The 21,692-nt window shown below is 61.7% G+C and carries 14 protein-coding genes; 7 read left to right on the top strand and 7 right to left on the bottom strand.

What is annotated here, in order from left to right; all coding sequences use genetic code 11:
* Positions 1-82 precede the first annotated feature (82 nt).
* The 7 genes from FZ934_RS19555 to FZ934_RS19525 all read left to right on the top strand — a co-directional run bounded on the left by FZ934_RS19555 (position 83) and on the right by FZ934_RS19525 (position 12,752).
* The gene (locus FZ934_RS19555) at positions 83-5,551 is read left to right on the top strand and encodes an alpha-2-macroglobulin family protein (protein WP_153272602.1); all 5,469 of its coding nucleotides are present in this window, start codon (positions 83-85) and stop codon (positions 5,549-5,551) included.
* The gene (gene pbpC, locus FZ934_RS19550; RefSeq protein ID WP_153272601.1) at positions 5,548-7,629 is read left to right on the top strand and encodes a penicillin-binding protein 1C; all 2,082 of its coding nucleotides are present in this window, start codon (positions 5,548-5,550) and stop codon (positions 7,627-7,629) included. The genes FZ934_RS19555 and pbpC overlap by 4 nt, the downstream gene beginning before the upstream one ends.
* A 109-nt stretch (positions 7,630-7,738) precedes the next feature.
* Positions 7,739-10,231, top strand: a complete 2,493-nt coding sequence (locus FZ934_RS19545; RefSeq protein ID WP_153272600.1) for a heavy metal translocating P-type ATPase — start codon at positions 7,739-7,741, stop codon at positions 10,229-10,231.
* 9 nt (positions 10,232-10,240) lie between these two features.
* Positions 10,241-10,636, top strand: coding sequence for a Cu(I)-responsive transcriptional regulator (gene cueR, locus FZ934_RS19540; RefSeq protein WP_153272599.1), 396 nt, complete (start codon positions 10,241-10,243; stop codon positions 10,634-10,636).
* Positions 10,637-10,725: 89 nt separating this feature from the next.
* Positions 10,726-11,265: a sigma-70 family RNA polymerase sigma factor gene (locus tag FZ934_RS19535; RefSeq protein ID WP_153272598.1), complete on the top strand. Its 540-nt coding sequence runs from the start codon at positions 10,726-10,728 to the stop codon at positions 11,263-11,265.
* The gene (locus FZ934_RS19530) at positions 11,252-12,016 is read left to right on the top strand and encodes an anti-sigma factor family protein (RefSeq protein ID WP_153272597.1); all 765 of its coding nucleotides are present in this window, start codon (positions 11,252-11,254) and stop codon (positions 12,014-12,016) included. The genes FZ934_RS19535 and FZ934_RS19530 overlap by 14 nt, the downstream gene beginning before the upstream one ends.
* A 19-nt stretch (positions 12,017-12,035) precedes the next feature.
* Entirely contained in the window at positions 12,036-12,752 is a 717-nt protein-coding gene (locus FZ934_RS19525) for a Bax inhibitor-1/YccA family protein (RefSeq protein ID WP_153272596.1), read from the top strand.
* A 127-nt stretch (positions 12,753-12,879) separates the two neighbouring features.
* On the opposite strand, the gene FZ934_RS19520 is transcribed toward FZ934_RS19525, so the two are convergent.
* From FZ934_RS19520 to FZ934_RS19490, 7 genes are all read right to left on the bottom strand, one after another.
* Positions 12,880-13,995 (bottom strand): RHE_PE00001 family protein, encoded by a 1,116-nt coding sequence (locus FZ934_RS19520; protein WP_153272595.1) that lies wholly within the window; start codon positions 13,993-13,995, stop codon positions 12,880-12,882.
* A gap of 120 nt (positions 13,996-14,115) precedes the next feature.
* Positions 14,116-14,475: a hypothetical protein gene (locus tag FZ934_RS19515; protein ID WP_153272594.1), complete on the bottom strand. Its 360-nt coding sequence runs from the start codon at positions 14,473-14,475 to the stop codon at positions 14,116-14,118.
* 231 nt (positions 14,476-14,706) lie between these two features.
* Entirely contained in the window at positions 14,707-16,713 is a 2,007-nt protein-coding gene (locus FZ934_RS19510) for a CocE/NonD family hydrolase (RefSeq protein ID WP_153272593.1), read from the bottom strand.
* Positions 16,714-16,747: 34 nt separating this feature from the next.
* Complete coding sequence (locus FZ934_RS19505; RefSeq protein WP_153272592.1) at positions 16,748-18,361, bottom strand: ABC transporter ATP-binding protein; 1,614 nt, start codon at positions 18,359-18,361, stop codon at positions 16,748-16,750.
* Positions 18,358-19,182 carry an ABC transporter permease gene (locus tag FZ934_RS19500; RefSeq protein ID WP_153272591.1) on the bottom strand — a complete coding sequence of 275 codons (825 nt, stop codon included), beginning with the start codon at positions 19,180-19,182 and terminating at the stop codon, positions 18,358-18,360. Before FZ934_RS19500 ends, FZ934_RS19505 begins: the two co-directional genes overlap by 4 nt.
* Positions 19,179-20,126, bottom strand: coding sequence for an ABC transporter permease (locus FZ934_RS19495; protein WP_153272590.1), 948 nt, complete (start codon positions 20,124-20,126; stop codon positions 19,179-19,181). The genes FZ934_RS19500 and FZ934_RS19495 overlap by 4 nt, the downstream gene beginning before the upstream one ends.
* Positions 20,126-21,691, bottom strand: coding sequence for an ABC transporter substrate-binding protein (locus FZ934_RS19490; protein WP_153272589.1), 1,566 nt, complete (start codon positions 21,689-21,691; stop codon positions 20,126-20,128). The genes FZ934_RS19495 and FZ934_RS19490 overlap by 1 nt, the downstream gene beginning before the upstream one ends.
* Between the last annotated feature and the right edge of the window lies 1 nt (position 21,692).

The following is a 21,692-nucleotide window of genomic DNA, read 5'->3' as shown; positions in this document are numbered from 1 at the left end:
AAGCGGGTACGCCGCGAGTTGACAAGCCTCGGCGAACGCCGGAAGAGTAAGGTCTATCGGGCGCCAGCACCTCGGGGGTCTCATGTCTGTACGTCGAATCTTTGCGGCTGGTCTGGTCGCGCTCATGGCTGCGCTCGGCAATGCCCAAGCAGCCGACACCAAGCGCGATATCCAAACGATCAAGGACGCGGACTTCTTCGGCTTCGATCTTCGAACCGAGCAGAACCTGACGCTGGAGCAATGCAAATCCAGCTGCATAGGCGACAAGTCTTGTAAGGCGTTCACCTATAATCCCAAGGTGAAGTGGTGCTTCCTCAAGTCCGACTTCAAGACGATGAATGCCTTCCCGGGCGCGATCGCCGGCAAGATCGTCGAGACAGCCGGCCAGCAGGAACCCGACCTCGGCGCCGCGCCACGCATCACGTTCCTCTCCGGAGACGTCCTTCAACAGGCACGCGACGACAAGACCAATCTCGAGGTGGCCGACGATCTCAAGGACCAGACGGCAGACAGCCTGATCGCCAACGGCCGCATCGATCTCACGGCCGGAAACGTTGCTGACGCCCTGAAGTCGTTTCGCAGCGCGCTGGCGCTGACACCCGATAACGCCGACCTCTGGCTCGAAACTGCACGGGCCGGCGACAGCTTCGTGAAATCAGACTCCAACAACGGCAGCGACATCTACGGACAGGCGGTTCTCGCCGCAATCAACGGATACGACCTTACCCGCACGACCACGAACCGCGCCGATGCTCTGGCCGTTTTAGCCGCGGCGCTTGAGAAGAATGGCAATTATCGCGGGGCGCTCAATGCCTACAAGGCGAGCCTGGCGCTCGTCAGTTCCAAGGAAGTCCAGGCGGCATTCCTGCAGCTGAAGGCCACTCAGGGTTTCCGGATCACCGATCACACCGTCGACGCCGACAGTGCGGCGCCGCGGGTATGCGTTACGTTCTCGGAAGCGCTCGTCAAGACAGCCGATTATGCGCCCTTCGTGACGCTGGATGGCGCAGCACCGAAGGCGATGGAAGCCAAGGACCGGCAGATCTGCATCGAGGGCCTGACGCACGGACAGAACTACAAGATCGGCTTCCGCACAGGCCTGCCATCCTCGGTCGACGAGGTACTGGAAGCGCCTGTCAGCCTGAATGTCTACGTGAAGGACAGAAGTGCCAGCCTGCGGTTTACCGGCGACAACTTCGTTCTTCCGTCGACCGCAAGGCGCGGCATTCCGATCGTGTCGGTCAACCTTACCTCGGCCAATCTGAAGCTCTATCGCATCGGCGACCGCGCGATTGCGCCGTTGCTCACAAGCTCGCAGTTCCTGACCCAGCTCGACGGCTACAGCGCGCAGCGGATCGAGGACGAGAGCGGCGAGCTGGTCTGGCAAGGCGCGATCGACATCGCCAACGATCTCAACAAGGATATCGTCACGAGCTTTCCGGTCGACGAGGCGCTTCCGGAGCGCAAGCCCGGCGTTTATGTGCTGACCGCGACGCAGCCAAATGCGCCGGACCAGGAATGGAATTCGCAGGCCACCCAGTGGTTCGTCGTCTCCGATATCGGCGTCACGACCTACGCGGGCAGCGACGGACTGAACGTGTTTGCGCGCTCGCTCGCCTCGGCCAAGCCGCTTGGCGGCGTCGAGTTGCAGTTGCTTGCCAAGAACAATGAGGTTCTCGGAACCGCGACGACAGACCAGGATGGCCGCGCTGTGTTCACCGCGGGCCTGATCCGCGGCACGGCGGCGCTGACGCCAGCTGTCGTTACTGCCAAGAATGGGTCGTCGGACTATGTCTTCCTGGATATGACACGAGCCGGCTTCGATCTCTCCGATCGCGGGGTCACGGGCCGCGCATCGCCTGGCGCGATCGACATCCTGACCTGGACAGAACGCGGTATCTACCGGGTCGGAGAGACGGTGCATGCGGCAGCCCTTGCGCGCGATAGCGATGGGAAAGCCATCGAAAACCTGCCCTTGACCTTCATATTCCTGCGCCCTGATGGCGTCGAAGACCGTCGCATCGTCAGCCAGACGAGTGCCGCCGGCGGCTACACGATCGACCTGCCCGTCCAGCCGAACGCCATGCGCGGCACCTGGACGATGAACATCCATACGGACCCCAAGGGCAGCCCGATCGCGTCAAAGAGCTTCCTGGTCGACGATTTCGTTCCGGATCGCACTGACATGACGCTCACGACAGAGGCAAAGGTCATCGGTCCGGAAACGCCTGCCACGATCAACATCAACGGCAAGTATCTCTATGGCGCGCCGGCAGCTGGCCTCACTCTTGAGGGCGATGTGGTCATCAAGCCGACGCGGCAAAGCGAGGCGTTTCCTGGCTACCAGTTTGGCCTCGCCGATGAGGAGGCAAGCGAAGACAGTCGCCAGTCGATTGAAGGACTGCCCGACCTCGACGAAAAGGGCGAAGGCGTCACTGACCTGACAATCGGAGATCTTCCCTCGACGACGCAGCTTCTCAGCGCCACGGTCTACATTCGCATGCAGGAAGCCGGTGGCCGCGCAATCGAACGGTCCCTGACGATACCGGTGAAGAACCAGGGTCCGATGATCGGCATCAAGCCCGAGTTTTCCGGCGACCTCGCCGAGAACTCGATCGCGAATTTCAACGTCATCAGCCTCGACGAAGAAGGTCATCGACAGGAGATGCCCGGCCTTCGGTGGAAGCTTCTGAAGCTCAACCGTGACTATCAGTGGTACCGCGACGGCACCGCCTGGAAGTACGAGCCTGTCTACACGGCGGAGCAAGTCGCGAATGGCACCGTCGACGCCGGTACGGACGGCGGCAAGATATCCTCGGCGGTCGCCTGGGGACGCTATCGCCTAGAAGTCGAGAGCACGCAGGCTGATGGTCCGACCTCGAGCGTCGAGTTCGATGCGGGCTGGTTCGTCCAGGCAACCTCCACCGAGACGCCTGACGGCCTCGAAATCGCCTTGGACAAGGACAGCTACAAGATCGGCGAAACGGCCAAGCTGAAAGTCTCGTCGCGTTACGCTGGCGAACTGATGATCGCAGCCGGAACCGAAAACCTGATTGCGGTGAAGCAGGCATCAATCGGCGAAAGAGGTGGCGAGGTCGAGATCCCGATAACCGCCGAATGGGGCGCCGGCACCTACGTCACCGCGACGCTCTTTCGACCCGGCGATGCCCGCGACAATCATATGCCAATGCGGGCAATCGGCGTGAAATGGCTGAAGGTAGATCCGGCCGAGCGGGCTCTGCAGGTCAAAGTGGACGCTCCGGAAAAGATGCTGCCGCGCGGCCCGCTCCCGATCGAGTTCGCGGTTGCCGGCGCAGGCGTCGGCGAAGAAGCCTATGTCACGGTGGCAGCCGTTGACGTCGGCATCCTCAACCTGACGCGATATGAAGCGCCAAACCCGGAAGACTGGTATTTCGGCCAGCGCCAGCTCGGGCTTGAGATTCGCGATCTTTACGGACGCCTGATCGACGGATCGCTCGGTCAGACCGGAAAGCTCAGGACGGGCGGTGATGGCGGTGCGGTCGCACTTCAGGGCAGCCCGCCCACGCAAAAGCTCGTCGCCTACTTTGCCGGGCCGGTCAAGCTCGATCAGGACGGCAAGGCACATGTCTCCTTCGACATCCCGCAATTCAACGGCACGGCCCGCGTCATGGTCGTGGCCTGGACGAAATCCGGTGTCGGCCATGCGGCGCGCGACGTGATCATCCGCGATCCTGTCGTCGTCACGGCAAGCCTGCCGAAATTCCTGGCGCCGGGCGACCGCTCCGAGCTTCGGCTCGACGTCGCCAACACGGATGCGCCGGCAGGCGACTACCAACTGTCTCTGACCGGCAACGACGCCGTCTCTGTCGAAACGAAGTCTCAGACACTGCATCTGGAGGCTGGCGCCAAGTCGTCGCTGACCCTTGCCGTCACCGGACTTCAACCGGGTAGTGGCAGCGTTTCGATCAATCTGTCGGGCGCCGATGGACTTTCTCTAGATCAGAGCGTGGACGTGCCGGTACGCCCAGCCGTGTTGCCGGTAACGGAAAGACGGGTGATCGCGGTCAACCCGGGTGCCAAGCTCTCGATTGACAAGGCACTGCTAGCAGACAGCGTCCTGCCAGGCGCCTCGGTGAGCGTCAGCGTAACGCGCTCGGCGGCATTCGACATTCCCGCATTGCTGATGTCGCTCGACCGCTATCCTTTCGGATGCGCCGAGCAGACGACGAGCCGCGCGTTGCCTCTGCTCTATCTCAGCGAGCTGGCGGAACAGGCCGGTCTCGAGGATGATGCCGACGTCAAGAAGCGGGTTCAGGAAGCAATCTACCGCGTTCTATCTTACCAGGCATCCGGAGGCAGTTTCGGCCTGTGGGGACCCGATAGCGGCGATCTCTGGCTGGATTCCTACGTTTCCGACTTCCTAACCCGCGCTCGCGAGCAGAAATACGACGTTCCCGAACGGGCGCTCTCACAAGCGCTGGAAAACCTCCAGAACGCGCTGAGCTACGATGTGAACGTCAAGGATCAGGGTGATCAGATCGCCTATGCGCTCTATGTGCTGGCGCGCAACAAGAAGGCGGCCGTCAGCGATCTGCGCTACTATGCGGACACGATGATCAATGACTTCCCGACGCCGCTGGCAAAGGCGCACATCGCCGCTGCCTTGGCATTGTATGGCGATGCGACTCGCTCGAAGAACATCTTCGTCGACGCACTGCAGATGTCGGAACAGTCGATGATCACTCACGTCAACCTGTCGCGTACGGACTACGGTTCGAACCTGCGCGATGGCGCGGCCATTCTCGCCCTAGCTGCCGAGAGCCGTCCGGTCCCTCCGATCGTGCCGGAACTGGCGAAGGCGGTTGCGAAGGAATGGGGTCGCAACAAGTACACGAGCACCCAGGAGCAGGCGTGGATGCTGCTGGCGGCGCGGGCGATCCAGGGCGGCGATGACTCGTTGAAGGTCGACGTCAATGGCGCTGCCCATAGTGGGGCCTACATGGCGCGGATGTCGGGCGATGCCCTGCTCACCAATTCGCTCGAGCTGACCAACCGCACCAGCGACCCCGTCTCCGCGGTCGTGACAACCGTGGCCGCTCCCAGCGTGCCGCTACCGGCAGGTGGAGACGGCTTCGCCATCGAACGCACCTACTACACGATGGATGGGGAGCAGGTGAATGTCAGCGAAGCGAAGCAGAACGAGCGTTATGTTGCCGTTCTACATGTCACCGAAAGCAACGCTTGGCCTTCGCGCATCGTGATCACGGACCTGCTGCCGGCAGGTTTCCAGATCGACAATCCGAACCTCGTGGACAGCGCTCAGCTCTCGAACTTCGATTGGCTGGGCGAGATCACCGCGGCTCATACCGAGTTCCGCAGCGATCGCTTCGTGGCCGCGTTCAACCGGTCCGCGTCCGACGAGCGGGAGATCAACGTCGCCTACGTTGTCCGTGCGGTAAGCCCGGGTGTTTATGACCACCCGGCCGCCGTGGTCGAGGATATGTATCGTCCGCAACTGTCGGCCCGCACGGCGACCAGCAAAATGGAGGTCGTCGCGGCGCAACCATGAGATGGAAGCGCACATCGGTGATTGCGATCGCGACCGGCATGTTCATTGCTGGTGCCGCCATTCTTGCGTTGAGGGCGGCTGACCGCGCGTTTCCACCACCACTGGAGACGGCCGGAACGGTCTCGGCCGAAGTCCTCGACCGCGACGGTCAGCTTCTGCGTGCGTTTGCGACACCGGAGGGCCGCTGGCGTCTGAAGACGACGGTCGACGATGTCGATCCGCTGTTTCTGCGCATGCTCGTCGCCTATGAGGATCGCCGGTTCTACGAACACGGTGGCGTCGATATTCAAGCGATCGGTCGTGCCGCATACCAGTTGGTGACGAGCGGCCACATCGTTTCGGGCGCCTCGACCCTTTCGATGCAGGTCGCGCGGCTGATCGAACCCCGGCAGGGCCGGTCCTTCGGCGCCAAGCTGCTTCAGGTGGCGCGTGCGATCCAGATCGAGCGACGCTTGTCCAAGGAGCAGATACTTGATCTCTACCTTACCCACGCCCCCTATGGCGGCAACCTCGAGGGTGTGCGTGCGGCAAGCCTTTCCTATTTCGGCAAGGAACCCAAGCGCCTGAGTGTGGCGCAGGCAGCCCTGCTGGTAGCGCTGCCGCAACTGCCCGAGAGACGTCGCCCGGACCGCAACCTCGCGGCTGCAGAGGCGGCGCGCAAGCGCGTACTCGAGCGTGCAGCCGTTTCGCACGCTATCGGCGACGGCGAGGCGGAACGCGCGCAAGCCGTTCTTCTTCCGGAGCGCAGACTGCAGTTACCGGCGCTTGCCGCCCATCTTGCGCAGACGGCAGTACGCCTGAAGCCGACGGATCGCACTCATACCACCACCTTGCGAAAGCAGGTCCAGGAAGGCCTGGAGGCAACGGCGCGTGATGCGGAGCTGAAGCTTGGCGCGAAGCTCTCGCTTGCGATGGTGATGGCCGATGCGCAGACCGGAGAAATTCTGGGTGAGGTCGGCTCGGCAAACTATTTCGATGCAAGCAGATCCGGCTGGATCGACATGACGCGCATCAGTCGGTCGCCGGGATCAACCCTCAAGCCCTTCATCTACGGCCTGGCCTTCGAGGAGGGGCTGGTCAGCCAGGAAACGATCATCGAGGATCGACCCGCAGACTTCTTCGGCTATCGCCCACGCAATTTCGACATGAGCTATCAGGGCGACGTGACGGTACGCGAGGCACTACAGCTCTCTTTGAACGTACCGGCCATCAAGCTGTTGGACGCCGTCAACCCAGCCAAGCTGATGGTTCGGTTTCGTCGCGCCGAGGTCCGCCCCGTTTTGCCGCCGAATGAGACGCCCGGCCTGGCCATCGGCCTTGGTGGCGTCGGCGTCACATTGAAGGATCTTGTGCAGCTCTACACGGCGCTCGCCAACAACGGGAAGGCAGTGCGCCTCGGCAACGGAGTAGATCGCCAACCGGGAATGATCGACGGGGAGGCTTTGCTCGAGCCGGTGGCCGTCTGGAACATAACCGACATTCTATCCGGCGTCATTCCGCCGGCCGGCGCCCCGCGTCGCGGCATCGCATACAAGACGGGCACGAGTTATGGATACCGCGATGCATGGTCTGTCGGCTATGATGGGCGTCACGTGCTCGGCGTCTGGGTCGGACGGCCGGACAATGGCGCCGTGCCCGGACTGACCGGCTACGGCACCGCCGCGCCGATCCTGTTCGATGCCTTTGCCAAATCAGGAATTGCGACGACGCCGCTTCCGCGCCCGCCGCTTGGTGCCATCAGAATTGCCCAGGCCGAACTCCCCATCAGTCAGCGTCGCTTCGCCATCAGCTCGAGCGGCTTGCTCGCGACATCAGCCCGCGAGCAAGCACCACAGATTGTCTATCCACCTGAGGGTGCGCATATCGACTTGGGCGCGACGAGCGGCGAGTTGGGGCCTCTGATGTTGAAGCTGCAGGGAGGCCGGTCTCCGTTCCGCTGGCTCGCAAACGGAAAGCCGCTGCCCGACCTGTCCCGCCGGCGTACAAACCAATGGATGCCCGACGGCGCCGGCTATTCGAAGCTGACGGTCATCGATGCGTTGGGACGCGCGGCGAGCGTCGGCGTTTTCATCGAGTGAACGGATCTAAGATTGCCGTTCATCAAGGCACGCAAATTTTGCCCTTGACCTTACAGTTGCTGGAAGGTTCATAACGGGTTCCAATGCCGGTTCGGCGAAGGAGACTGTCATGGATAGCACGCACTCACATCATCACCACGACCACCATCATGGTGAAGAGACGGGAGACGTCGTGCGCGATCCGGTCTGCGGCATGATTGTCGACCCCTCTGCCGGCAAACCGTCCCTGTTGTACGAGGGCAAGACGTATCACTTCTGCTGCGACGGTTGCCGGACGAAGTTCCAGGCCGCGCCGCAGGATTACCTCCTGGCCAAGGATCCCGTCTGCGGCATGACGGTAGAGCGTTCCAGTGCCCGCCATTTCCTGAAACACGGTGGCGAGAAGTTCTACTTCTGCTCCGACCGCTGCAAGACCCGTTTCGAGGCCGCGCCGGCCGATCATATGGCGGGCAAGGTCGCCGCTGCGAGCAAGCCTGTGCCGAAGGGCACTCTTTACACATGCCCGATGCACCCGGAAGTCGTCAGTGATCACCCTGGCGACTGCCCGAAGTGCGGCATGGCACTTGAGCCGATGGGCGTACCGCCCGTAGATGCGGGGCCCAATCCGGAGCTCGTCGACTTCACCCGCCGGCTCTGGATAAGCAGCCTGTTGTGCCTGCCATTGCTGGCCCTGAGCATGGGGCCAATGCTCGGACTGCCGATACGCGACTGGGTTGGCGAGCAACTGGCGACCTGGCTGGAGCTGATCCTCGCAACGCCCGTCGTTCTGTGGGCAGCACTTCCCTTCTTCCGGCGGGCCTGGGCTTCGTTGGTCAATCGCAGCCCGAACATGTGGACCTTGATCGGGCTCGGGGTCGCTACGGCATACATCTACAGCCTCGTCGCGACGCTGGCTCCCGGTTTCTTCCCTCATACGGTCATCGGCCACGGAGGGACCGTGCCTGTCTACTTCGAAGCTGCGGCCGTGATCATCGCGCTCGTATTCGTCGGCCAGGTGCTGGAGTTGAAAGCCAGAGCGAGAACGGGCTCCGCGATCTCGGCTCTGCTCGATCTGGCGCCCAAGACGGCCCGGCGCATCGATGGAAACGGGGCGGAGACCGATATCCCGGTCGACGACATTGTCGCGAGCGACCGGCTGCGCGTGCGGCCGGGAGAACGCGTAGCCGTCGACGGCAGTATCGAGGATGGGCAATCGACAATCGATGAGTCGATGATAACAGGCGAGTCTCTTCCCGTGGAGAAGACGGTTGGCGATAGCGTGACCGCCGGCACGATCAACATGAGCGGCAGCCTGGTCATGAAGGCGGAGAAAGTCGGCGCCGATACCACACTGTCTCGTATCGTCGAGATGGTGGCAAGCGCCCAACGCTCTCGCGCGCCGATCCAGGGTGTCGTAGACCGTGTCTCGTCCGTGTTCGTACCTGCCGTGGTGCTGGCCGCAGCGCTCGCTTTCGTCCTCTGGTTCTTTGTGGGACCGGAGCCGCGCCTCGCGCACGCGCTCATTTCGGCGGTTGCCGTCCTGATCATCGCCTGCCCCTGCGCTCTCGGCCTTGCGACACCCATGTCGATCATGATTGCCACTGGCCGCGGCGCTCACGAAGGGGTTCTTCTCAAAGATGCTGAAGCGCTGGAGAGACTTTCGAAGGTCGACACCCTCATTGTCGATAAGACGGGAACGCTGACCGAGGGCAAGCCGGAGTTGACGGACGTGATCCCGCTCACCGGCATCGCCGAACCGGAACTGCTCTCCCTTGCCGCAGCGCTCGAGCGCGGATCCGAACACCCGCTTGCCGAGGCGATCGTCAAGGGCGCGCTTGAGCGCGGCATCGCGATACCGGATCTTTCGGAATTCAAGGCGACCGCAGGAAAAGGCGTTCAAGGACAGGTTGAAGGCCGGTCGATCGCCTTGGGAAATGTTGCCATGCTTGCTGACCTCGGCGTCAGCCGAGAGGCAACGGATGCACAGGTGGAGCAACTTCGCGATGGCGGCAAGACCGTGATGTTCGTCACGGTCGATGGCACCCTCTCCGGTCTCATCGCTGTCGCCGACCGCATCAAGCCCACGACGGCCGCCGCGATCGAGGCGCTGCACGCAAGCGGGCTGAGGATCACCATGGCAACGGGTGACAACGAGCGCACCGCACGCGCCATCGCCAAAAGCCTGCGCATCGACGAGATCCTCGCCGACGTACTGCCGGAAGGAAAGAAGGCCCTGATCGATGACCTGCATCGTAGCGGCAAGATCGTCGCCATGGCTGGCGATGGCGTCAACGACGCACCGGCCCTGGCCGCCGCCGACGTCGGGATCGCAATGGGTACGGGTGCTGATGTTGCCATGGAGAGTGCCGGAATTACGCTCGTGAAAGGCGATCTCAACGGCATCGTTCGCGCGCGGCGGCTGGCTCTGGCGACCATGACGAATATCCGCCAGAATCTGACCTTTGCGTTTGGCTATAACGCGCTTGGCATTCCGGTTGCGGCGGGTCTTCTCTACCCCACCTTCGGCTTGTTGCTGTCGCCGATGATTGCTGCCGCGGCGATGAGCCTGTCCTCCGTATCGGTCATCGGCAATGCGCTTCGCCTGCGCCTTGCAAAGCTATAGGAGAGCGATATGAACATCGGCGATGCTTCCGACCTGTCCGGCCTGCCTTCAAAGACCATCCGCTACTACGAGGACATCGGACTGATCCGCCCGGAGCGCGCGACCAACGGCTACCGCGATTACGCAACTGATGACGTGCACAAGCTGCGTTTTCTCCATCGCGCCCGGAGCCTCGGTTTTTCTGTCGAGGAATGCCGCCAGCTTCTGGCGCTTTACGAGGACAAGAGCAGAGCGAGTGGCGACGTACGGGAGTTGACCATAGCCAAGCTGGCGCAGATCGATCAGAAGATCCGGGAGCTCACGCAGCTGCGCCAGACGCTCGAACATCTCGTGCATTCGTGCCACGGAACCGAGCGGCCGGATTGTCCCATTCTTGAGGAGTTGTCGGAGGGAGCCGCCTTATAAAGCTGGTTCTTTATTCGCGGCTCAACGGAAACTTCGATTTTTTTCATTAGGCCGGGAATAAATCGCCACGCAGCTCCGTATACTCAATCATGGAACGGAAAGAACGCCCCTTTGATGTCATTGGCCAGCTGGCAGCGCTTCGGCGCTACGCCCGTTCGCTGGTGCGCAATTCCGACGAGGCGGAGGATCTGGTCCATGATGCCTTGATCCGGGCATTTGAGAAGAGGCAGAGCTTCCGTCGTGCTGGTAACTTGCGTACGTGGCTGCTCTCGATTCTGCATAACGCTCACATAGACCGCGTCCGGCAGAGCCGGTCCCTGACACGGCGGCACGATGAGGCCGCCGCGCAGGCCGACCAGTCTCTGCCGGCCGGCCAGGAGCATGCTGTGCGCCTCAAGCAGGTTCGCGAAGCATTTTTCGAGCTTCCTGAAGAGCAGCGCGAAGCGCTTCACCTCGTGGCGATCGAAGATCTTTCCTATCAGGAAGCAGCGACGGCGCTGGGTATTCCGATCGGAACCCTGATGTCGCGCATCTCGCGAGCGCGAGCGCAACTGCGAGAGTTCGAGGAAGGGGCACCCCGAAAGAAACACCTGAGATTGATCGAAGGAGGCGGCAATGAAAATAATTGATCCGATCGTCGATGCCGATCTCGATGCCTATGTCGATGGCGAGCTGGACGTTGCCCGCCGTATTCAGGTTGAATCCTACCTGTCGGAGAACCCGGCTATCGCCGCCAAGGTCATGGCCGATCTCAGCATCAGGGGTGAACTCAGACTGGCCCTCGTGAACGAGAGCGCCTTTGGACGCCCGGAAACCCGCGACGCCGCCCGCAGGCTTGAGCGAGGTCTGGCATATGGCCGCTTCTTTCACGCCGTTCAGCGGATAGCCGCGGTCACGGTTCTGGTTGCGGCCGGATGGGTTGCGCACACCTCCTTTGGCGCCTTCACGGCGACGGAAGTGGCGGCCTCGGTTCCCGCGCCGGCATTTGTCGAGGACGCCGTGCGAGCCTACAAGACGGCTCTCGTGCGTCAGTCCGTATCGCAACCGATGACCGTCTACAAACCGGAAGACATTCGTGCGGCGACCGCTGTGGTCATGCCGCAACTGCCCACGGACTGGACGATCGCCGATGTGCAGATCTTCCCCTCCGAGTTCGGGCCGAGCGTCGAGGTTTCATTGAATACGAACGACGCCAAGCAGCTGTCGCTGTTTGCTGTCCGCCCCGGTGCCTTCGCCGTTCAATCCGTGAAGCACATGGCGCTCGACAACGCGGAAGTTGCCTACTGGCAGATCGGCGACGTCGCCTATGCGCTCGTCGCCGGCGACCGCACCATTCCATTGGACCGGGCAGCCGAACAGCTTGTCCGAACCTTATACTAGTTCACTCGAGGAGATCAGTATGAACCCGATCAATCCCCGCTATGGCCTCGGCTCGGCCGCCGGCTCTCAGGCGATGTTCGACGAAGGCCTGCGCCAGCACATGCTGCGCGTTTACAACTACATGGGCATCGGCCTCGTCATCACGGGCATCGTCGCCTTCATCGTGGGCAGCACCCCTGCGCTCTACGTGCCGATCTTCCAGTCGCCGTTGAAGTGGGTTGTGATGCTGGCACCGCTCGCCTTCGTCTTCTTCTTCTCGTTCAAGATCCAGACGATGTCGGCAAGCGCCGCACAGATGACCTTCTGGGCCTTCTGCGCCGTCATGGGACTGTCGCTCGCCTCCGTTTTCCTGGTCTTCACCGGGACAAGTATCGCGCGCACCTTCTTCATTGCGGCCACGATGTTCGGTACGACGAGCCTCTACGGCTATGTGACCAAGCGTGACCTTTCCCGCTTCGGCTCGTTCCTGATGATGGGCTTGATCGGTGTCGTCATCGCCAGCATCGTGAACATCTTCCTTGGCTCCAGCGCACTGCAGTTCGCGATCTCGGTCATCGGCATTCTCGTCTTCGTCGGCCTGACTGCCTACGACACGCAGAACATCAAGGAACAGTATTCGGAAAACTACGATCAGGAATCGAACCAGAAGCTGGCCGTCTTCGGCGCGCTCTCGCTCTACCTGAACTTCGTCAACATCTTCCAGCTGCTGCTCAACTTCACGGGCGAGCGGGAATAGTTAAGAGACAAGCGCTTCTGGGGGCAATGGAAGCGCTCGAGCGCCCGATCCGCACTCTGTGACAGGATGCGCGGATCGGGTGTTCACCCATCGAGGGGTCGTGTGAGAACACGGCCCCTCTTTATTTTTAGATTATACCCCAGGCGCGATACCGGCCGCGACCGGTAATCTCTCGCACGCCGATATCGTTCAGCAGATTGAGCGCACCGCGGCTGGTGACCCCCAACTCCTTGGCCACCATCGCAGAGGAAACGATCGGGCGGGAGAGAATGAAATCGGCAAGCTCGGGAAGACTGCTGTTGGAGCGGCGGTCCTTGAAGCGAAGCTCCATCTGCGTGTGCGCGAGCGACAGCCGATCCATCTCCTTCAGCCCGAGAGCCGCGCTTTCCGTCATTCCCTGAAGAAATGCCTGCAGCCGCGTGCGGCGGTCTTTTGCGCGCCGAAGTTCATGGCGAACCGCCCTTAGACCCGCGTGGAAGGAAAACAGATGGGACGTGACCTTTCCACGGGCGCGGAGGTAGCTCGAGACCAGCAAGCCGCCCAGCCAATGCTGCCGCCGCAAAGGTTCGATTTTTTCCCAGCCCTCGAACAGGAGGGCCGCCCCAAGAACGCATGGCATGGTATCGGCAAGAGGAATGAGGCGGCACCACTCGTGCAGCCGCGAGGCTTCGTCCCACTCCTCGTCATCGAAGAGCCCCATGGGGTCTCCGCCGGCTTTCGAAGGCGCAGGCTTAGGCGATTGATCCAGAACCGGCTTTCCGAGATGCTCATCGAGAAGCCGCGTCGAGCGCTCTAGCACCGCATCGATCTCGGCGAGTTCGGCGGAAAGCAGCGCGTCGGTGTCTTCGTCGTCTTTGGTTTTAGCCACTCCGGCTCGTGGGATTTCCTGCTCGTAGCCGGCCGCACCCGAAAGCACCGCAAGGCCGGCCCGGGTCAGCGACCAGTTCGCATCGCTCGTCCACATTCGCCGCCTCGCCCGCAAGATGGCGTGCGCGATCGTCAACTCATGGCTCGGTGCCCGGCTATCCATATGCGCGTCGTGAAGGACGAGATCTTCGACGTGAACGAGTTCGCCCGCCACCCACATCGCGCCGACCGCGTCGAAGAAGTGCCCGCGTTCAGCAAAGCCCTGCGCGACCGACGAGCGTTGAGCACGCTCATCGAGGCGAGCCAGACCATCCTCGGCAAGAACAATGTCCGGCAGCAACAGTTTGATCAGCGAAGCATCGATTTCGTATCGCATGCCTGGAGGTTTATCGTTTGCACGAAGAGAAGCAAACAGCCAAATCGCTTCCGAGGGCTATCGCGATAGCTCCGGACGGCAGACCGACGTGCAAGGCAAGTGCGGGCCGTATTTCCAGTGCTATTCTTGGTCGGCGCCGCGTTTATCGCTCTGCGCGGCCTTCAGCAGCCGCTTGATGTCCTGCAGGCGGCTATCGAGCCCGTTGTAACCGGCCTGCATGATATCGATGTCGTGCAGGTAACCGATTGCGGCCAGCTCTCTCATCAGGTCGCCGATAACGACATCGACGCTACGCGTCTGACCTTTGGATTGGCCCTGCAACTTGCTGAGATCAACATTGTCGACGGGCTTGCCCACGACGCTATGCAGTTCCGCAATTCCGGTCAGGAGGTTGCTGAAACGCTTTGGCAGATCCGCAAGCGCACCCTCCCCTTCGCAGGCGGTGATAAGGCGGACGGCTCTGTTCTGGAATTCGCTCATGGTGTTCCGATGGCACTAATCGAAGGATATCTGTAGGCAGATCTACCTACCCGAGAAATCCTAACAATTACCCTCAAACGGATCGGCGACGACGGCAATTCAGGCGATCGAAAGCGCGGAACGGAAGCTAACTCACGCTGCAATAAGGGCGCGGAAGGGAACACGGTGACCGGGCAGCGGGTGCCCGGTCACCGTGAGAACATCGCCTGCTTGGGACCAGGCGGTTCCGTGTCAGAGGAAATCGCGTGCGATCGTCTGGTCCCATTGACGGGTTGCGACGACCGTTCCGTTCTCCTTCGCCTCCAGCGTGCCGGTGAGATAGAAGTTCGCGGCGTCGGAGCGCATTTCCGTGCGGCTCGCAATATCAATCCGCCAGCCATCGCGACCCATCTCGTAGCGTTGTGTCAGCACGTAGCGAGCGGAAAGCGGGTCATCATCATGAACCGTAAGTTCCCGCTTCAGGCTGTGACCGAGTTGCGTATCGATGTCGTCGAAACGCAGCACGCCTTCGCCGAAGAGCCCGCCGATACCTTCCGTCACATAGGTCGTCAGGCCGGTGACGTGGTCCTGCTCCGTCCAGCGGCGTACGCTGCCGGGATCGACTTGCGTGATGGGCGTGAAGGGACCGTGTGCCGGAGCCTCGAATGCAACGGCCTGTTCCTGCTGTCGCTGCGGACGCACGGGAAGCTCAAGGGCGCTCTCGCCGGCATCGATCGAAAGCGTCACGGCTGCCGGAGCCGGCCACACCATTGGCCAGTAACCGGTCGCGATCGACAGACGGATACGGTGCCCCTTTTCGAAGCGATAGCCGCAATCGTTGAGCTTGATCGCGACGTCGATCGGCTTGCCGGGCACCAGCGCTTCCGGCGCTTCGTGGCTGACGTGATGGTTGAGGTTGAACACTTGGTAGCTGACGCGCGTCACACGCCCATCCGGCAGAACATCCGACAAGCGCAACGAAATCTGCGCCACCGGCTGGTCGGCCGAAAGCCTCAGCTTGACGACGGGAGCCCCCAGAACGTCGAACGCCTCATCGAGAACATCGGTGTCGAAAACCAATGCGCCGCCGTCATCGAGCCGCTGATCGGTCGGATGCTCACCGATGCAGCCGGTCGCCATCCATTCGCCGCCGGCCTTGCCGTGGCTTTGCGGCGACGAAATCGAAAGCATTCCCTGCCGCGCGGAAGCCGGACCCATCGCATGGTCGGCGCCAAGAACCAGCCGGCGCGTCTCGATCTTTTTCGATGGCCAACTTTCCTCGCCAACCCAGCGGCCGGGCGTGAAATCACGCGAACCATTCGGCTCGATGGTGTCGCTGACGTAGGCACGAAGCATCGGCTCATCCATGACGCCGGTGTCCTTGCCCTTCAGCCATTGGTCCCACCAGCGCACGGCTTCCTGCAAGAAACCGATCGCCGGACCCGGCGCTCCATCCTGCGGATAAACGTGGCCCCATGGGCCGATAATCCCGCGGCGGGGCACCTGCAGGTTTTCAAGCAGGCGCGGAACGGCGTTCGTGTAGCTGTCGGCCCAGGCTCCGATCGCCAGTACCGGGCACTGGATTGCCGACCAGTCCTCACAGACGGAGCCATGCTTCCAGTATTCATCGTACCGCTGGTGCTCGAGCCACAGGCCGGGAAAGAACGGGAGCTTTTCCAGGCGCTCGATCCAGCGCGCTCGCCATTCGTCTCCAACGATTTCCGGGTCGAGCGGCCGGCTCTGATAGGCCAGCATAATGGTGCCCCACCAGAGATTGTCGTTGAGCAGCAACCCGCCCATGTAGTGGATATCGTCGGTAAAACGATTGTCCGTGGAGTAGGCGGTAATGATGGCCTTGAGGGCCGGCGGGCGACGAGCGGCAACCTGGAGGCTGTTGAAACCACCCCAGCTCTTGCCCATCATGCCAATGTTGCCGTCGCACCAGGGCTGGGCGGCGATCCAGGCGATGACCTCGAGCGCGTCGTCCTGCTCCTGCTTCAGATACTCGTCGGCCATATGGCCGTCGGATTCGCCGGTGCCACGCATGTCGACGCGGATCGCGGCATAGCCCTGTTCCGCGAAGTAGCCGTGCATGGGCTCGTCGCGGCCGCGTGTTCCGTCACGCTTGCGGTAGGGGATATATTCCAGGACCGCCGGTACCGGCGCGTTTTCAGCGCCATCGGGCAGCCAGAGGCGCGCGCCGAGGCGCACGCCATCGCTCATGGTGATCCAAATATGCTCTTCAACCGTGACGGTCATTGTCGTTCCAGCATTCGTGAGTGGAGATAGTCGGTCAGGCGGCCGGCTGGCCGCGAGACTTGAGTACGTCGTCGAGCCAGTCGCGTCGCAGCTCCGGAACGGAGGCGATCAACTGCTCGGTGTAGGGCGCATGCGGAGGCCGGAAGATCTCGCTGGTCGCGCCTTCCTCGATGACGCGTCCATGCTGCATCACCATAGTCCGGTCCGCCAGGCGCTTCACAACGCCGAGATCATGGGTGATGAAGAGATAGGACACCTTGAGTTCGTCCTGGAGCTTGCGAAGCAGCTTCAGGATTTCCTCGGCAACCAGCGGATCAAGCGCAGAGGTGACCTCATCGCAGATAATCAGGTCCGGCTTGGCCGCAAGGGCTCGCGCGATGCAGACGCGCTGCTTCTGCCCACCCGACAGGGCACCCGGCAGCCGCTCGGTAAATTCGGCAGGCAGCCCGATCAGTTCCAGCAGCCGAGCAACCTCGACCCGCTGTTCCTTGTCCTTCATGCCGAAGTAGAACGACATCGGCCTGCCGATTATCTCACCGACGGTCTGGCGCGGATTGAGTGCGACATCGGGCAGCTGATAGACGAGCTGAATGCGGCGCAACTGCTTCTTGGAGCGCTTTCGATAGTCCGTGGCGAGCCGCTGACCTTCGAGGTCGATGGTGCCCGTGCCGTGCGGCGGAAGACCGGCGATCACACGCGCAAGCGTCGATTTCCCCGAACCGGACTCGCCGACCACAGCGAGCGTCTCGCCGCGCCGGATCTGGCATGAAACGTCCGTCAGGACCTGTTTCTTGCCATAGAACGCGACCGCATTCTTGACCTCGAGCAGAAGGTCGCCCGCCTGATGCGACGATCGATCTCCGACAATGCTGGCCTCACGTTCTGCCACAAGCCTGCGGGTATAGTCCTGCTTTGGCGCCTCGAGCACCTCGGCGGCCGTTCCCAGCTCGACCATCTTGCCATGCCGCAGCACCATGATGCGGTCTGCGATCTGAGCAACGACGGCAAGGTCGTGGGTAATGTAGAGCGCAGCGGTGTTGTAACGCTGAATCAACTCGCGCAGGAGCGCCAGGACCTCGATCTGCGTCGTTACGTCGAGTGCCGTCGTCGGCTCGTCGAGCACCAGGATATCGGGACGGCAAGCCATTGCCATGGCGACCATGGCGCGCTGCAACTGACCACCGGAAACCTGATGGGGATAGCGCTGTGCGAAGGTGCTGGGATCCGGTAGCTGCAGAGCAGTCAGCAACTCCAGCATCCAGCTTTCGGCTTCGGATCGGTTCATGAGGCCGTGATACAGCGGCCCTTCCATGATCTGCTGGCCGATACGCTTGGCCGGATTGAAAGATGCCGCCGCACTTTGCGCGACATAGGCAATCTTTGCTCCGCGCACCCCTTCTCGCGTCGCGCGCGTTCCGTCCATCAGCGATGTCGTGCCGACGACGATGCGTCCGTCGGTAATACGGCAGCCACCGCGGCCGTAGCCCATGGCGGCGAGACCAATGGTCGACTTGCCGGCACCGGATTCGCCGATGAGGCCGAGAACTTCGCCTTGGGCAAGGTCCACATCGACGCCATCGACCAGAATGGCGCCCGTGGGTGCCTTAACGACAAGGCCGCGAATGGAAAGGATCGTTTCGTCGCTCATCGATCAGCCCCCTGTACGGCAGTTCGGCTGGCCAGCAGCCAATCGACAACCAGATTGACGCCAATGGTGAGGATGGCGATCGCGGCAGCAGGAAAGAGCGGCGCGTAAAGACCGTAAAGAATGGCCTGCTGGTTGTCCTTCACCATGCCGCCCCAATCGGCGAACGGCGGCTGGATGCCAAGCCCGAGGAACGACAAGCCGGCCACGAACAGGAAGGTAAAGCAGAAGCGCAAGCCGAATTCCGCGATCAATGGCGGCAGCGTGTTGGGCAGGATTTCCTTGCGGATCAACCATCCGAGTCCCTCACCGCGCAGGCGGGCGGTTTCGGCATATTCCAAGACGTTGACGCCTTGGGCAACGATGCGCGCCAGACGGAAGACGCGGGTGGAGTCGAGCAGGGCGATCGTGACGATCAGCACCGGCAGCGACGAACCCAAAGCCTGGAGCACGACGAGCGCCGAGATCAGCACCGGAATGCACATGACCGTGTCGACGATGCGCGACAGGACGGTATCGACCCAGCCGCCGAAGATGGCAGCGAGGAAGCCGAGCGGCACGCCGACGGCAAAGGAAAGCAGGGAAGCGGAAAGCGACACGCCGATCGACATCTGGGCGCCGTAGAGCAGGCGCGAAACCATGTCACGACCATTCTGATCAAGGCCGAACCAGAAATCCGCAGAACGAGGGTCGAACGGTCCGCCGACGATCTGCTCCTGTCCATAGGGCGCAATCAGCGGACCAAAGGCAAAAAAGATGAGGTTGACGGCAACGATCGTCAAACCGATCCAGGCCGTCAGTGGAATTGTCTTCTGAACTTTCATCGAGGATGCCTCAGGCGCGGATTAAGTGCGATGGCGGCGACGTCGGCCACGATGTTGAGGATCACGTATGCTGCGCCGAAGACCAGGGCCGCAGCCTGGACCAATGGCAGATCGCGCTTGGAAACGGCATCGACCATGAAGCGACCCAGGCCGTTGTAGTTGAACACCGCTTCGACCAGAACCACGCCTGTGATCAGGTAGGCGATATTGAACGCCACGACATTGACGATAGGCGCGGCCGCATTCGGCAAGGCGTGGCGGGTGATGACGCGGCGGGTGCGCAGACCCTTCAGATAGGCCGTTTCCACATAGGCTTGGTCCATCACCGAGAGCACGGCGGTGCGCGTCATGCGCATCATCTGCGCCACAGTGACGAGGACGAGCGTTAACGCAGGCAGCGCGGTTGCCTGCACCCACTCCATGAAAGTCATGCCATCATAAGTGTCGGCAAGGCTCGGCAGCAGGTTGAAGCGGATGGACAGGAAGAGGATCAGCAGAAGGCCCAGGAAATATTCCGGCAGCGACACGAAGGCCAAGGCGAGAATATTGACGATCCGGTCGAAGATCCCGCCGCGATTGACGGCGCTGAGAAGCCCGAGGACGATGGCGACCGGCACACTGATGACCGCCGCAAATGCCGCAAGAGCCATCGTATTCCAAAAGCGTGGCCACAGGAGTTCGGCGACCGGCTGCTGGTTGGCGAGCGAATTGCCGAGGTCACCTGTAAGGAAACCGGCAAGCCAGGTCACGTAACGCTGCAGGATCGGCTGGTCGAGACCGAGCTGACCGCGAAGCACGGCAAGCGATTCCGGCGTTGCGTTCTGGCCGAGGATTGCCGAGGCAACGTCACCGGGGAGGAGCTGGGTACCGGCGAAGATCAACGCCGATACCAGGAGAAGGGTCAGGATGCCTAAAGCAATCCGCCTGAGGATAAGACGTGCCATTACGATTCCAGCCAGACCTTTTCTGCCAGGCGCGCGCCCATGAAGTTGAACATCGGATGCGTCGTCACACCCTTCAGCTTCTTGGACGTCGCATCGAGATAGTCACCGAACATCGGGATCATGGCGCCGCCCTCGTTCGAGATCAGCCCCTGCAGTTCAGCGTAGATTTCCTTGCGCTTCTGATTATCGAGAAGAGCGCGTGCCTCGAGCAGCTTGGCATCGAACTTCTCGTTTTTCCAGTGAGTGTCGTTCTGCGCCGAGGTGGACGAATAGGCGATCGTGAGCATCTGGTCAGCGGTCGGCCGGCCACCCCAGTACGACATGCAGAAAGGCGCCTTCATCCATACATTGTCCCAGTAACCATCGGCCGGCTCGCGCTTGATCGAGACATCGATGCCGCTTGCGGCGGCGCCTGTGCGGAAGATGGCGGCAGCATCGACGGCGCCCGAGAAGGCGGCATCCGAGGCCGACAGCGTCAGCTTCAGGTTATCGAGGCCGGCCTGCTTGAGATAGAACTTCGACTTTTCAGGATCGTAAGGACGCTGCGGCAGATCGGCGGCATAGAAGGGATCGGTGCTCGGGATCGGATGATCGTTGCCGATGCGGCCATAGCCGCGCAGAGCCGTCTTCAGCAGTTGCTCGCGGTCGATGGCATGCTTGACGGCGAGGCGGATGTTGTTGTCGGTGAACGGCGCCTGCGTGCAATCCATCAGGAAGGTGAAGTGCTGGCCGCCTGCCGACTGCACGATGTTCAGGTTCGGGTTGCGCTTGAGCAGGTCGACCGTCTTGAAGTCGAGCTGATTGATCGCGTGGACCTGGCCGGACATCATGGCATTGGTGCGCGCGGCAATGTCGTTGATGACGATGACTTCGACGGCATCCACCCACGCGGCATTCGGCTTCCAGTAGCTTTCGTTTCGCTTGAAACGGGCACGCACGCCCGGCTGGTAGGTGTCGTAGACGAACGGGCCGGTGCCGACAGGCTTGTTGAAGTCGGTCCAACCATCCGGCACGACGAGGAAGTGGTAGTCCGAAAGGATGTAGGGAAGATCGGCGTTGCCGCTTGTCAGCGTGATCTTGATTTCAGAATCCGAAACCTTGGCGACATCGGCAAACTGTGCAGCGACAGAGCGCGCGCCGGAGCTCGTCTCCCCGCGATGAAGGTTCAGAGAGTAAATGATGTCGTCGGCGGTGAGCGACTTGCCGTTATGGAATGTCACGCCCTGGCGCACCTTGAAGGTCCACTCCAATGCGCCCGGCTTCGTTTCCCAGCTTTCGAAGAGTTCTGGAACGGCATTGTTGTTGGCGTCGATTTCGACGAGACCGTTCATGACCATGTAGGCCTGGTTCACGGGAACCCAGTCTTTCAGGATGCGCGGGTCGAAATTGTCGGTCGTGCTGCCGCCGCCGATGCCGAGCTTGAGTACGCCACCCTTTTTCGGTTTTTCGCCGGCCGCCAGCGCCGGCATGCCAATCAGCCCTGCGGCCGACATCACGCCAAATCCTGCTGTGCCGGCCATGAAGCCGCGGCGTGTCAGTTCAAAGGTGGGTTTGTTGCTCGACATC

The sequence above is a fragment of the Rhizobium grahamii genome, from assembly GCF_009498215.1.
Lineage (GTDB): Bacteria > Pseudomonadota > Alphaproteobacteria > Rhizobiales > Rhizobiaceae > Rhizobium > Rhizobium grahamii_A.
This window is presented reverse-complemented; position numbering and strand designations above follow the sequence as displayed.

What these genes read in the sequence shown, in the direction of transcription:
- FZ934_RS19510 (WP_153272593.1), bottom strand. Translation starts at nt 16,713, where the DNA reads ATGACCGTCACGGTTGAAGAGCATATTTGGATCACCATGAGCGATGGC.
- FZ934_RS19545 (WP_153272600.1), top strand. Translation starts at nt 7,739, where the DNA reads ATGGATAGCACGCACTCACATCATCACCACGACCACCATCATGGTGAA.
- FZ934_RS19495 (WP_153272590.1), bottom strand. Translation starts at nt 20,126, where the DNA reads ATGGCACGTCTTATCCTCAGGCGGATTGCTTTAGGCATCCTGACCCTT.
- FZ934_RS19525 (WP_153272596.1), top strand. Translation starts at nt 12,036, where the DNA reads ATGAACCCGATCAATCCCCGCTATGGCCTCGGCTCGGCCGCCGGCTCT.
- FZ934_RS19535 (WP_153272598.1), top strand. Translation starts at nt 10,726, where the DNA reads ATGGAACGGAAAGAACGCCCCTTTGATGTCATTGGCCAGCTGGCAGCG.
- FZ934_RS19490 (WP_153272589.1), bottom strand. Translation starts at nt 21,691, where the DNA reads ATGTCGAGCAACAAACCCACCTTTGAACTGACACGCCGCGGCTTCATG.
- FZ934_RS19515 (WP_153272594.1), bottom strand. Translation starts at nt 14,475, where the DNA reads ATGAGCGAATTCCAGAACAGAGCCGTCCGCCTTATCACCGCCTGCGAA.
- FZ934_RS19505 (WP_153272592.1), bottom strand. Translation starts at nt 18,361, where the DNA reads ATGAGCGACGAAACGATCCTTTCCATTCGCGGCCTTGTCGTTAAGGCA.
- FZ934_RS19555 (WP_153272602.1), top strand. Translation starts at nt 83, where the DNA reads ATGTCTGTACGTCGAATCTTTGCGGCTGGTCTGGTCGCGCTCATGGCT.
- pbpC (WP_153272601.1), top strand. Translation starts at nt 5,548, where the DNA reads ATGAGATGGAAGCGCACATCGGTGATTGCGATCGCGACCGGCATGTTC.
- FZ934_RS19530 (WP_153272597.1), top strand. Translation starts at nt 11,252, where the DNA reads ATGAAAATAATTGATCCGATCGTCGATGCCGATCTCGATGCCTATGTC.
- FZ934_RS19500 (WP_153272591.1), bottom strand. Translation starts at nt 19,182, where the DNA reads ATGAAAGTTCAGAAGACAATTCCACTGACGGCCTGGATCGGTTTGACG.
- FZ934_RS19520 (WP_153272595.1), bottom strand. Translation starts at nt 13,995, where the DNA reads ATGCGATACGAAATCGATGCTTCGCTGATCAAACTGTTGCTGCCGGAC.
- cueR (WP_153272599.1), top strand. Translation starts at nt 10,241, where the DNA reads ATGAACATCGGCGATGCTTCCGACCTGTCCGGCCTGCCTTCAAAGACC.